This is a genomic window from Chryseobacterium sp. CBTAP 102 (assembly GCF_003201365.1).
GTDB lineage: Bacteria > Bacteroidota > Bacteroidia > Flavobacteriales > Weeksellaceae > Chryseobacterium > Chryseobacterium candidae.
On record NZ_QICX01000002.1, the window covers coordinates 333,759 to 346,688 of the forward strand.

At 36.6% G+C, this 12,930-nt stretch carries 10 protein-coding genes; 7 read left to right on the forward strand and 3 right to left on the reverse strand.

Features of this window, described 5'->3' with window-relative positions; all coding sequences use genetic code 11:
• Positions 1–72: 72 nt before the first annotated feature.
• Entirely contained in the window at positions 73–1,602 is a 1,530-nt protein-coding gene (locus C8D70_RS04820) for a hypothetical protein (protein WP_110366550.1), read from the forward strand.
• Positions 1,603–1,671: 69 nt separating this feature from the next.
• Here the strand turns inward: C8D70_RS04820 and C8D70_RS04825 are convergent, their stop codons facing one another.
• A complete protein-coding gene (locus C8D70_RS04825) occupies positions 1,672–3,000 on the reverse strand; it encodes a M48 family metalloprotease (RefSeq protein ID WP_228402561.1) in 1,329 nt (442 codons plus the stop codon).
• 100 nt (positions 3,001–3,100) lie between these two features.
• On the opposite strand from C8D70_RS04825, the gene C8D70_RS04830 reads away from it, so the two are divergent.
• Both C8D70_RS04830 and C8D70_RS04835 read left to right on the forward strand, forming a co-directional pair.
• Positions 3,101–4,234: a serine hydrolase domain-containing protein gene (locus tag C8D70_RS04830; protein WP_083688863.1), complete on the forward strand. Its 1,134-nt coding sequence runs from the start codon at positions 3,101–3,103 to the stop codon at positions 4,232–4,234.
• Positions 4,235–4,236: 2 nt separating this feature from the next.
• Positions 4,237–4,851: a YdeI/OmpD-associated family protein gene (locus C8D70_RS04835; RefSeq protein WP_228407982.1), complete on the forward strand. Its 615-nt coding sequence runs from the start codon at positions 4,237–4,239 to the stop codon at positions 4,849–4,851.
• A gap of 24 nt (positions 4,852–4,875) precedes the next feature.
• Here C8D70_RS04835 and C8D70_RS04840 read toward each other — a convergent pair whose 3' ends face one another.
• Together C8D70_RS04840 and C8D70_RS04845 are read right to left on the reverse strand one after the other, a co-directional pair.
• Positions 4,876–6,147, reverse strand: a complete 1,272-nt coding sequence (locus tag C8D70_RS04840; RefSeq protein ID WP_110366551.1) for a Y-family DNA polymerase — start codon at positions 6,145–6,147, stop codon at positions 4,876–4,878.
• A gap of 183 nt (positions 6,148–6,330) precedes the next feature.
• Entirely contained in the window at positions 6,331–7,914 is a 1,584-nt protein-coding gene (locus tag C8D70_RS04845; protein WP_110366552.1) for a Na+/H+ antiporter, read from the reverse strand.
• A 234-nt stretch (positions 7,915–8,148) separates the two neighbouring features.
• Here C8D70_RS04845 and C8D70_RS04850 point away from each other — a divergent pair, with 234 nt between their 5' ends.
• The 4 genes from C8D70_RS04850 (at position 8,149) to C8D70_RS04865 (ending at position 12,743) form a co-directional block, all read left to right on the forward strand.
• The gene (locus C8D70_RS04850; protein WP_110366553.1) at positions 8,149–8,649 is read left to right on the forward strand and encodes a M15 family metallopeptidase; all 501 of its coding nucleotides are present in this window, start codon (positions 8,149–8,151) and stop codon (positions 8,647–8,649) included.
• 190 nt (positions 8,650–8,839) lie between these two features.
• Positions 8,840–9,877 (forward strand): patatin-like phospholipase family protein, encoded by a 1,038-nt coding sequence (locus C8D70_RS04855; RefSeq protein WP_076596426.1) that lies wholly within the window; start codon positions 8,840–8,842, stop codon positions 9,875–9,877.
• Positions 9,878–10,113: 236 nt separating this feature from the next.
• Entirely contained in the window at positions 10,114–10,284 is a 171-nt protein-coding gene (locus C8D70_RS20720; RefSeq protein WP_168801917.1) for a hypothetical protein, read from the forward strand.
• Between the two features lie 230 nt (positions 10,285–10,514).
• Positions 10,515–12,743, forward strand: coding sequence for a M14 family zinc carboxypeptidase (locus C8D70_RS04865; RefSeq protein WP_110366555.1), 2,229 nt, complete (start codon positions 10,515–10,517; stop codon positions 12,741–12,743).
• Positions 12,744–12,930: the final 187 nt, after the last annotated feature.

The window sequence follows — 12,930 nt, forward strand, 5'->3', positions numbered from 1 at the left end:
ATATTTCCAGGGCTTTTTTATTTTTCACAACATATGAGTTAATTTATTACTTTTATCCCTCAAATTTTAACCATGAAAAAAATAACGCTGATGATGTTTGGATTAATCCAGACATTTGCATTTTCCCAGACTCAGGACCTTACAACACTCGCTGCAGGTGATCATGTGGGGATGAATGCTCTATTCGATGATAAAGACAATCTGTACGGTTACGTTTCTCTATATTCTTACGGTAAATCCGGTGATAAGACCAAGAAGTTTGAGTATGTGATCCTGGATAAAAACCTCAACCCTGTTGCCAATAAAGAGTTTGAAGGAGATATCACGGCTGCCTCTTATCTGGGATATGTTGATTTTAAAGGTCAGATTATCTTAAAGCCTTCCATGATGGATTATTCTCTTGTGAAAAGCAAAGAAATATTTACTCCGGTTTCTATGGTAATCGACCCGAAAACCAATGCTATTACCCGAAAAATATATTATGATTATCTGGAAAACGGTACTTTCAAAGAGATCAACGAACCGAAGAGCTGGAAAGAACAGCGTAAGGAAAACCGTGATGAGAAAAAAGAAAAAGGCTACAACTACGTTTCCGCAGTAGGAGAACTGAAAGAAGGCGGTTATTTTGCTGTTGAATACAAAGACTATGGGAAGTACGAAAATAACAATAGTCTAATGAGGTTTGATGAAAACAAAAAGGAAATCTGGAGGTATAGATACAATACTGACGGAAGTAAAAAACTGTACACTACTTTATCCGTTCTGGAAAGAGACGAAAACTATATGTACTGTATCCTGAAGAAAGTGAATGACAAGCAGAAGACATTCAGCCTCATGGTTCTTGACATGAAAACCGGAAAAGAAACCTCCAACAAACCGATTACCGGATTATCTGATGATACAATAGACAATATTGAATCCTTCTACTCCAACTACAGAAAGCTTGATAATGATAAAACTTTTGATGATAAAGTAGTTCTGTTGGGAAGAAATTATGATGATTCCGAATCTGTAGGATTTGCAAGAATGATCCTCAACAAATCTGATTTTTCAGTAGATATGAAAGCGATCAATTATGAGACCAATATCTCTGCTTTTCTTCCAAAAGTCAACAAATATGGAATGGTAGAAAGCGGTTACATGCTTCAGACCAAAGATATGTACTTTATGAATGATGGAAGTGTAGGTATTTTATCCGAAAAATACAAACCGGCTGGTCAGTACAACGCTCCGAAGACCACTGATCTTGTATACATTTACACTGATAAAGATTTCAAAGTGAAAAATGTTCAGGTTTTTGAAAAGGAAAAATCAAAATGGGTAAACAGTGATTATCTGTTCTCCCAGTACCTCAACGGAGGAAAAGACGTGGTATTTTTCTACCGCGACTATCAAAAAGATGAAGTAACCAAACAGAAAAGATGGAATCTGTTTATCAACACCATTATTGATGGAAAATTCAAACAGGAAATTATTCCAATCTCTGAAAAAGATAATTATGCAGTAACGCCGTATGTAGGAAAAGAAGGTTATATTCTGCTCCGTGAGTATAATGAAAAAGAAAAATTCAACAAGATCCGTTTGGAGAAATTAAATTACTAGTATAAAAGAAAAGAGGCCGTCTCCTATGTTTGCAAAGTCAAATGTAGGATACAGCCTCTTTATTAGAAATCACTTTACTTTCGCTATGGTTTCATTAGTCTGATAAAAGTCTGCGATATTCTTTATTTCATCAAGACTTAAGTTCCACATAAAGTTCAGAAACTGCTGATAACTTTCACTTTGATTTTTGGGTTCTATTCTATCCAGATACCGGTTCAGATTATAGTTTTTTCTCGCTTCATATATTTTTGAGAAACATCTTCCCAACCAGCTTTTATAATACTTTTCTTCCTCATCATCCTGTAAAAACTGCATGGCAGTATAAATTCCCAGCCCATAATCTTCTGAATGGAAATAATTGGGTAAAATCTCCATCCTCGCCGTTTTCTTTAATGTTAAGAATAGATCTGAAGGCTTTTCCGGACTAACAGAAGTTTTAAGTTCGGTAAAAGTTTTTTTAAGCATTTCAATCCTTCTGGATACTTCAGGATGTGATGCCAGAGAATCTTTGTTCAGTTTTTCTTTGTAGAAATTATAATTGTACAGGGAGAAATCTTCCTTTTTCATCCATTTTTCATTGAACGCCTGTTTGGGAAGGTTAAAAAGTTTTTTATAGGTTTCAACCTTTAATTCTCTCGGAGAAATGGTATCAAAATCCTGTAATCTCTGAAGAGCATTGACGAATTCCGCTTTCCTGAAATCACCGTTTCTGAAAAAGACATACCCCAAAGAATCTGCCTGCATTTCACTTTGTCTTCTTTCTACTCCTTTCCTGTAGACTCTGTTTTTAAAAATATCGAAAGCTTTTTGGTTCCGGCTCTGGCTTCTGCTTGTTGTAGTGGATTTTATATTCTCAACCACCGCTTTATCCTGTTTATCCTGTTCAATAATTTTTAGAAAAGTTTTCAGGGAATGCTCCTCTATTTTATGTCCCAGCTCATGGGAAATCACTGCAGCAATCTGTTCCTCGTTATTCAGCCAGCTGTAAAGCCCCATGTTGATTACAAAGGTTCCGTCAGCAAGGCAATAGGCATTGGGAGTGTTGTCTTTGGCAATCAGAATTTTCAGATCCTGAGGAATTGTTGGGTTATTCTTTTTAAGACGTTGAATCATAAACTGTATACTGGTTTCAAATTCAGATTTAAAGATAAAATCCTTATTCTTCACCTGCTTCTCAAAGTCAGTTCCGAATTCTTTATAAATTTTGGATAATTCTGAGCCTGTTCTCCCGGAATATTGAGACTTTAATCTCTTTACAGTTGCTTCATTATTTCCTTCAAAACTCTTTAAAAATGCTTTTCTCTGTATATAATCTGCAGTATCTATCGGTTTATAAATCTGGGCCATTCCCATGATTGAAAATAAGAAGTACCCCAATACAAAAAGTTTTCTGGTCATAGTTTTCATCAATTAAGAGCAAAAATAACTTATTTGCTGGTTCATTTTAAATTTTATAGCCAAATTATTCTAAATTTGTTGAAGACCCATTCATGAAAAAATGAGAATACTAAAGTATATGGTAGGTGGAGCGGCAGCAGGTGCAGCGGCGGCTTATTTTTTTGGATATGATTATTTATTTAGTGGTATTTCCAAAACCTACCTTAAAGGAAAGTTGAGCGCACACATTGATGACGGAGATCTTTTTCCCAGCAATCCTATTGTAACAGAAGAGCCCAGACTCTGGGAAGAGGATTCTGAATATAACAAAAAAGACTTACCTAAACATTTAGTTGAAAACTTAAAACACTCCAGAACAGCAGCTCTGGTGGTGATAAGAAATGGGAAAATTCTTCATGAACAATACTGGGATGGCTACAACCAGCTATCGCCAACCAATTCTTTTTCTATGGCAAAAGCAGTGACTGTGATGCTTTTGGGAAAAGCGCTGGAAGAAGGAATTATTCCGACTATCGATGAAAAACTTTCAGAATTTTATCCGGAATTTAAAAATAAACCTTTCGGAAATCAGGTTACTCTTAAAAATTTAGCTCAGATGGAAGCCGGATTAGACTGGAATGAAGACTACAACAATCCTTTTCTTCCCAATGCTAAAGCCTATTACGGAAAAAGCCTTGTAAAAGCTGTTTTTTCAAGGAAATTCAAGGAAGAACCAGGAGCCAGATTTGAATACCAAAGCGGCTCTACCCAACTTCTTGGTTTTGCTCTTCGAAAAGCATTGGATAAGCCATTGGCAAGTTATTTATCAGAAAAATTCTGGAGTCCTCTGGGAATGGAACAAAATGCCAAATGGAGCACAGATGATTATGGTATAGAAAAAGCCTATTGCTGTATTCATTCCAATGCAAGAGATTTTGCCAGACTCGGACAGCTGTTTCTGGATGACGGAAAAGTCGGATCTCATAAGATCCTTAATGCAGATTTCATTGAACAGATGAGAACTCCAACAGAAAAGTCTGAAAACATTTATGGAATGGGGCTTTGGATCAATCATGACAATCCTATCAAACATTATTATTTTCTGGGATTGCAGGGACAGTTTATCATTATGGTTCCTGAACACAATATGGTTATTGTAAAAACCGGAAGTTATTCCAACAACCCTAAAAATGACAGAGGAAGACCTGATCAGGTAAAATTCCTTGTGAATGAAATTGTACAATTATTCCAATAAACATGATGGAGAAGTATAGTTCTACAATTGATGCATATATTGAAAAATCACAGGATTTTGCAAAACCTATCCTGCATTACATCCGTGAAGCCGTTCATGAATTCTGTCCTGATGCCGAAGAAACGATGAAGTGGGGTTTTCCGCACTTTATCTATAAAGGGAAAAATCTTTGTGCCATGGCTTCTTTCAAACAGCATTGTACTTTTGGATTCTGGCTTGAAAGAGAAATGAAAACCATGCAGGAAATCACTCAGGATATTGAGAAAAATTCAATGTTCAGTTTAGGAAAAATTGCACAAATCGGGGATCTTCCCTCCAAACCTCAGCTGAAAAAAGCGATTAAGGAAGCCATGGAGCTTACGGATATGGGCGTTACCATGAAAAAAGCAGCTCCTTCCAAAACAGAAATGGAGGTTCCTGACTATTTTCAGGATGTCTTAAATACCCATCAGATAGCTCTTGACGTATTTTTGAAGGCTTCCCCATCTTTCCGAAAGGAATATATTACATGGATTGCAGATGCTAAAACAGAAGCTACGCGACATAAAAGAATGGATCAGGCTTTAGAATGGATCGCTGAGGGTAAAGGAAGAAACTGGAAATATGAAAGAAAATAGATATAAACTGCAGACGAGATATTCTTAATGAAATCTGAAGTTCGCTTCCGGTAATGTGTTTTTTTTCAGAAAGGCCTCATATTCCGGGGACAGTTTTGCGCGCCCAAAGGTATTTTCCCCGCTCATGCTTCCCAGTCTCACTTTATCCTTTCCAAATTTCCTGTTCATCGCATCCATAGCTTTCATCACAGGAAGGTGTTGGTTTTGAATATCTTCCTCGAAAAGACCGATCTGTCTCTGATCTTCAGGCACAAAATCATTCACCATTACTCCTGCTCTCTTATAATGAAACCCTTCTCTGTAAACCGATTCAAAAAGTTCATTAACCACCCTTCCGATGAGAATGGACGAATTGGTAGGATTAGAAAGAATGCGGGTCACCGCATTTTTGTATTCAGGAAGATCTTTTCTGAACCGGTTGGTTTGTACAAAAACAGTGATCATTTTACAGCAGGTATTCTGCTTTCTTAATCTTTCCGAGCAATACATTCCAAAAGTCTCTACTCTTTCCCGTACTTCTTCTTTCTTTGTAAGCATCTGCATAAAACTTCGGGTAACCGCTATGGATTTTTTAGGAGAAGGAGCATCCAGTTCCAGCTGACGAATTCCCCTCAGTTCATGGATCATTCTTACTCCATGAATTCCCATAACTTTTCGAACCCACATTTCAGGTTTCTGAAGAAGATCCCATGCCTTGTATACCCCATTGTCATTCATTTTGGCAGCAAGCCTTCTCCCTATTCCCCACACGTCTCCTATATTGAGCCATTTCAAAGCTTTTTCAATTTTCTCAGGAGTATCCAGAATATACACTCCTTTAAATTTATCCGGAAATTCTTTTACGATTCTGTTTGCCACTTTACATAAAGTCTTGGTGGGCGCAATTCCTATACTTACCGGAATATTTTCTTTCTCATCAATCTCATTTCTGATCTTGAGACAATATTCATAAATATCAATGTACTTGAATCCCGTCAAATCAAGAAAAAGCTCATCAATGCTGTAAACCTCATGATCAAGAACATACGATTTAGCGATATTAATAACCTGCTGGCTTTTGTAATTATACAGTTCAAATTTTGCTGAAAAGCTTTTTACATCATATTTCTGAAAAAGCTCTTTATACTTGAATGCGGGAGCAGCCATAGGAATCCCCAGATCCTTTGCCTCTTTGCTTCTGGACACAACACATCCATCGTTGTTGGATAATACCACAACGGGTTTGCCTTCAAGGTCAGGATCTAAAGTCCTTTCACACGAAACAAAAAAATTGTTACAATCTACCAGAGCATACATGACAATTGTATAGTAAAATTCTACACAAAATTATAGTTTTTAAAGAATAAAACAATCTTTTAAACCATAATTAACATCACATTTAACAATCTGAAAAACAAATGAATAAAATTTTTAAACACGACATGTTTTGTCGCATTAACGCTTTAATTTTGTTTTCAAAAACATTGATTGTGATACGGATTAAATCATCCTTAAGCGTTCTTCCTCAAGGTCGAGCTGATAGAGCTGATGGCGGATAATTTCTTCATTAACGGAAATATCTTTATTCAATTCTGAAAGAAACTGTCTCTGGCTTTCCAGCATTTCAAAAAAGATATCTTTGGTCTTTTCATTCATCCAGTCTGTATTATGAGTCTGTATTTTTTCCTCCCATTGTTTCAGCATTCTTTCTAATCCTGCATGGCTGTTCAGTTCATTTTCATGCTTATTTTTAAGAAAATGATAAACATGCTGTTTCAGTTGATGTTTTATTTCTTCCCTCGCCTTTTTATCTTTCTCTTCATCTGTAAAATCATCAAATACATGTCCGTATTTTATAAAGTAGGGCAAAGTAAGTCCTTGTACGAGTAAGGTAAGCAGAATCACAACGAAAGTAATAAAGAGGATAAGGTTTCTGTTGGGAAAAGGGAGTCCGTTTTCAAGGGTAATCGGAATGGCAAGTGCAGCAGCCAATGAGACAACACCTCTCATTCCCGTCCATCCCAGCATCAGAGGCATCAACAGGCGTCTTCTTGCAGAAGAAGCACGAGGAGCAACACTTGGTCGGAAAATCAATGTAGCCAGCATAGCAGCATAAGAACTTATGATTCTGGCGGCAATCAGAATACCGGTCACCAACACTCCATATTGGATAGCAATTCTTAAAGGAATTCCTTCAGAGCTCAGCCCTCCCACAATTTCAGGAAGTTCGAGTCCTATTATTAAGAATACAATACCATTCAGAATAAATACAAAGCTTTGCCATACGCTATATCCCATAATACGGCTGGTACTGTTTAAAAATATCAATCTTTTACCTGACATATACAGCCCTCCGCAAACTACAGCCAACACCCCGGAAGAATGAAACTGTTCTGCAATCCAATACATAAGATAAGGTTCAATAAGTGTGAGTGCAATATCTGAAGAAGCTTCTGTAGGAAGTCTTTTGTGAGCCTGTACAAAAATCCATGCCACTAGTAACCCGATTCCTGCCCCGCCTATTACCATCCATAAAAAATCCAGCGAAGCTTCCTGCCATATAAACTGTCCTGTTCCTACAGCAATTAAAGCAAAACGGAATATAATGAGTGAAGATGCATCATTCAGCAAACTTTCACCTTCCAGAATAGCAGATGTAGTGGAGGGTATTTTTACAAACTTCATAATGGCTCCTGTACTCACGGCATCCGGTGGAGATACGATGCCTCCCAGCAAAAACCCGAGAGCAAGTGTAAATCCGGGTATAAAATAATTAGCCGTCACTGCTACTGCCAGTGCCGTAAAAAATACTACCAAAAAAGCAAAGCTTCCGATAATACGCCACCATCGTTTCATTTCTTTAAAGGAAATTGACCATGCTGCTTCAAATAAAAGAGGAGGTAAAAAGATAAAAAAAATAAGATCGGGATTGATCTTTACAACCGGAAGACCTGGCACAAAACTGACCAGCAATCCGAATACAACGAGCAAAATAGGGTAAGCAATTTTTAGCTTTGCAGCCCACATATTGAGCAGCACAATGGCCACAATCATGGCTAATAAAAAAGGTAGGATAGTATGCATTAATATTGTGTTTTATCCGTCATATTTACTACTTCTATTTGATTTTTAAAAATTTAAAAGCAAATTTTCTCATTTTTTTGTGTATAGATTAATTTAAGCATTTCTGAATATGTCTCCCTTTTATGTTTTCATCCTCTGATAGAATGTTATATAATTTTAATCAAAATTCAAATAAAACACGTCAAGTTTCGTCGCATCCGCGCTATACTTTTGTCCTGTAACAAAATAAGAAATATGGACAAAGTAACCTTAGAAAGAATTCAGAAGCTTCACCCGTTGGTAAGAGATGAAGTGAAGCAAATTATACAGGAATGTGATGAAGCACTTACCGGAAGAGCCAAAGTACGGATCACTCAGGGATTAAGATCTTTTGAAGAGCAGGAAAAGCTGTATGCAATCGGAAGAATTACTTCAGGAAAAAAAGTAACCAATGCAAAGGCAGGACAAAGTATTCACAATTATGGCCTGGCAGTAGACATCTGTCTTATGATTGACGGGAAAACAGCAAGTTGGGATACGGCAAAAGACTGGGATAATGACAACGTTGCAGACTGGTACGAATGTGTAAAAATATTTGCCCGCCACGGCTGGGATTGGGGTGGAAACTGGAAAACATTTAAAGATCTTCCCCACTTTGAAAAAAAGAACATTCCTTCTAAAAAAGGACCTGTAAAAACCAGCTGGAGAAAGCTTTTGAAGATGCCAAAAGACCAGCAGAATTACGTTGTTTTTTAGTGTTATTTATTTGAAATTAAATTTAATACGACACGTTCTGTCGCTTCCCCAGCCTACCTTTGCTTTATAAGAAAACAACGAAAAAAGCAATGAAATCTAAGTATGGAATCTCAACATTTTTTGATTATTCAACGGATTCTGTAGATTTAAGATTGCATGTGTCCTTTTAAAAAACCATTAAAAATATCACATGAAAAAGACAACCATTCTTTCTTTGGACGGAGGTGGGATAAGGGGAATCGTAACCTGCATTATTCTGCGTTACATAGAAGAACAGCTCCAGTATTATGATAAGCCGGCTGCCAAGTTGGGAGACTATTTTGATCTGGTGGCCGGCAGCAGTACCGGAGGTCTGATTGCTTCTATTATTCTCTCTCCTGATGAAACCCGAAAAGCAAAATATTCTATTCAAAAAGGGTTGGAATTATATGCTGAAAAGGGTGGCGACATTTTCCAGGTTTCCTTTTGGGAAAAACTGGTCAATCCATTCGGATTATTGAATGAAAAAATTTCCCAGGAAGCTCTTGAAAAAAACTTAAATGACTTTTTTGGAAATCTAGAATTAAAAGAATTCATAAAACCATGTTTAATAACGAGTTATGATATTGAAAACAGAAGAGCAAAACTTTTCAACTCCTGGAAAGCCCACCTCAGCACAGACAATTTCTTTGTAAGAGATATCTGCAGAGCGACTTCAGCGGCTCCCACTTATTTTAGTCCGGTGCAGATCAAATCTATGTATGGACAGATCTTCAGCCTGATTGACGGTGGAATGTTTGCGAATAATCCTGCACTCTGCGCCTATGCTGAAGCAAGAAAGATCCCTTTTGCAGAAGTTTTAAAAAACCATCAGAAAGCCAACCATCCAAGTGTAAACGATATGATCATCGTCTCTATCGGAACAGGAATTGAAGCAAGACCTTACTCTTTTAAAAGACTGGAAAAAGCAGGAAAAATTGGCTGGGTAGGCCCAATCGTTGACATTTTGATGTCTGCCAACGCAGAAACTGTAGATTATCAGCTGGAACAGATGTTTCAGACTCTGGGCCTTAGAAATCAAAAAAACTATTACCGTTTGAATCCTTCATTGAAAAATGCTTCTCCCGCCATGGATAATGTAAGAAGATCCAATATTGAGAATCTGATACAAGCCGGATTGAGCTATATTGATGATAACAGAGAAACATTAAACCAAATTGTTCAGAAGCTCATCAAAAATAAAATATAAGCTTTTAACCTTATAAACCCTTCATATAAGCTATTGAGATTATAGCGAAAAATTTAAAAATCTTTTTTAAACACGTCAAGTTTTGTCGTTTCACCCGATTACCTTTGGAATATCAAAAAAGACACAAAACAACAATTCATAAAAATTTTTAAAAGCCTTTGAATTCAACATTCACCTATGCTGAACAGCCTGAAATATGTTCAAAAAATTATAACCAACACCTTATCACACAAAACATGGAAACACCAGATCACAATACAGATATACTCATCGATGAAGATCTCTATACGATAGAATGGAGCGATATCGAAAATGCTGAGATGGATTATGAAAACTATCTCAATGACATTGAAAACTTCTTCAGAGAAGATTTTGAAAAAGGAATACCTGAAGAAGATGTTTTTTAAATAAATTTAAAAAACACGACAAGTTCTGACGCTGTCCGCCATTATCTTAGATATCTCTATAACACACGCACAGCCATCTCATTAAATAGTCTCAACACCTTTGAATTCACCATTCACAAAATGCTGGACAGCCAGAACTATGTCTGAAAATACAGGATAAAAATGGAAACTCCGCCATCCATAAAAGGAGAAAAAATGAATTTATTAACCTACAAATCACACAAAATTTTATGAAAACAAAAGAAGAATTAAAACTCTATTTCGAAAATGGAGATATCCCAAAACAGGAAGACTTTTGGGAATGGCAGGACGCTTACTGGCATAAAAGTGATATGATTCCATCAGAAAAAATTACAGGCATTGATGCCATAGGTGTCGGAGGTTTGCTGGAAAATATTAAAACAGGAGGCGTTAGAAATTGGGTTCTGGGCTCTTACAAAGCTGGTGAAGTTGTTAAGCATCTTGATATCTTATGGAAAGCTAAAATAGATATTACAAGTGCTATCCCGGGTAATAATGCTAATTGGGAGGTTTATTTCCCACTTCCAAAGTCATCGGGTATTTTCACATCACATTCAACAACTTTGACAATTGACACTGCTGCTAATACTGTTACATTAATTGGCTCTTCAACAAATAAAATTATTACGAACCAAGGTGTATTTAATGTTCGGGCACAGTCTGTCGATACTTCTGTAAATCCCACTTATTATGCAATTGTTTATAATACGCTAAGCACAAATGCAAGAGCAGTTACCATTTATGATAATGCTGCAAGACCTTTGGGGGCCAATGATTATGTTTTATTTTATGTATTAAATTTAAATTCAACAATACAGGATATTTTTGGAGCAAAAGGATATACCTTAATCAATACGGTCGGAACAACTGTGTACCCAATAAAGCCTGTGGCATCTGCTGATGTTTTGTATAATAAAACATTTTCAACCTGGCAGGAACCGAGAACGTCAGATGAAAAATTTTGGCTCAGTAAAGCAATTCTAGATGCTGAATTTTATAATGTAAAAGACAATGCTTTGATTACATTATATGGGCTGGGGAAAAATACTACAGCAACCAATTCATATCTGGGCTTTATTTATGCAGAAACAGGTAAACCAGCGCTCTTCCTGTATGCAGATGAATTTAATAATGCTTTTTCTATACCCTACGATCCTGTATTACACTCAGGAGTAAAAACATATTATCTCAGATCAGGCACTAAAAGGGAGTCTAATGCAACAATATATGGAAAAGTAACAATTGACTGGTCTCAAGTTCCCAACCAGAAAAGAGTGGTTGAAAGTAATTCAGGAGTAAGCAATAACAGTAATGTAAGCAGAACATTATATAAAAAATCAGACGTTTTTAATAATCCTTTAGGGTTTATAAAGTTTGCACGATCTCGTAGTTTCAATGATTATTATTCTGCACCAGCACTAGAAAGTTATGCAGGTCCGGATGGATCTGGGATTCCCAAAAAACCTTACGAAGATTGTAGAGAATGGACATTAAAATGGGATGAACTTATAACCAAAGTTCCTTCCGGATATTCAATTATTAAAGAAACCCTTACCACTGATGTTCCTACAGACACCAATGTTGAAGGAAAGCTCCCGATTTACGGTTATACTTTTTTACCTAACAAGTTAGCTGCCGGGGATTCTACCGGGAACAATGCTCAAACATTGCCACGAATTGTTTTGAATTGTTCAATTCATGGTTTTGAAAAGACCCCTTCATTTGTTGTTTATGAACTTATGAAACAAGTTCTTACAAACTGGAAATCGCACCCGTTTTTAGAGTATTTAAGATTTAATATTGAATTCGTGATTATACCGTTCGCAAATCCACATGGATGGAATGCTGGATCCGGTACAGGAACGCGCAAGAATTTTAACTCAGTTGATCTAAATAGAAATTTCCCAACGTTCTGGGCAGCTGGAGGTACTACCACAGATCCTACATATCCTGGTCCGGCAGCATTATCAGAAATTGAATCCCAGGCAATATATAGATTCATGCAGGAAAAAATTACATCAAACACAGTAATGGGTGTAGATTTTCATAATTTCCACGGTACACCGCAGGCAGATCCGAAAAACTATAATATGGCATGGATAGTAAATCTTGGCTCTGAATTAGGCCAAAGCTCAGCTAATGTCTTAATAAAGGAACTGTCAGCGAAATACAAGGCTAAATCTTTACTAATTCCACAATCCGATGATTATTACATTGGGCAGTCAAACAATTATAATGGTCCAGGCTTTACCGGGTCTGCAATGAAATCTTTAGGTGCTCTATATGCTTCAACATTTGAGGTTTGCCAGAACTTCCGATTCAATCCAGATTTTAAAAGCAATGATAGTGATGCTATTACTTTTGGATTGGAAACATTTACCAACTATTTAAGAGTTTTCTTAGCTGAATATTTAGATGAATATAACAGAACAAAATAGAAGACATTTTCTGTACCAAAAAGCCTATAACTCATAATAATGATATTCTGGAAACAACATTAATCCATATGGACCTATACAATTAACACTATGAAAACAAAAGAAGAATTAAAACTCTATTTCGAAAATGGAGATATCCCAAAACAGGAAGACTTTTGGGAATGGCAGGACGCTTACTGGCATAAAG

Bases quoted from the DNA above. Each gene is read 5' to 3' on its own strand.
- C8D70_RS04820 (WP_110366550.1), top strand. From the start codon at position 73: ATGAAAAAAATAACGCTGATGATGTTTGGATTAATCCAGACATTTGCA.
- C8D70_RS04825 (WP_228402561.1), bottom strand. From the start codon at position 3,000: ATGACCAGAAAACTTTTTGTATTGGGGTACTTCTTATTTTCAATCATG.
- C8D70_RS04830 (WP_083688863.1), top strand. From the start codon at position 3,101: ATGAGAATACTAAAGTATATGGTAGGTGGAGCGGCAGCAGGTGCAGCG.
- C8D70_RS04835 (WP_228407982.1), top strand. From the start codon at position 4,237: ATGATGGAGAAGTATAGTTCTACAATTGATGCATATATTGAAAAATCA.
- C8D70_RS04840 (WP_110366551.1), bottom strand. From the start codon at position 6,147: ATGTATGCTCTGGTAGATTGTAACAATTTTTTTGTTTCGTGTGAAAGG.
- C8D70_RS04845 (WP_110366552.1), bottom strand. From the start codon at position 7,914: ATGCATACTATCCTACCTTTTTTATTAGCCATGATTGTGGCCATTGTG.
- C8D70_RS04850 (WP_110366553.1), top strand. From the start codon at position 8,149: ATGGACAAAGTAACCTTAGAAAGAATTCAGAAGCTTCACCCGTTGGTA.
- C8D70_RS04855 (WP_076596426.1), top strand. From the start codon at position 8,840: ATGAAAAAGACAACCATTCTTTCTTTGGACGGAGGTGGGATAAGGGGA.
- C8D70_RS20720 (WP_168801917.1), top strand. From the start codon at position 10,114: ATGGAAACACCAGATCACAATACAGATATACTCATCGATGAAGATCTC.
- C8D70_RS04865 (WP_110366555.1), top strand. From the start codon at position 10,515: ATGAAAACAAAAGAAGAATTAAAACTCTATTTCGAAAATGGAGATATC.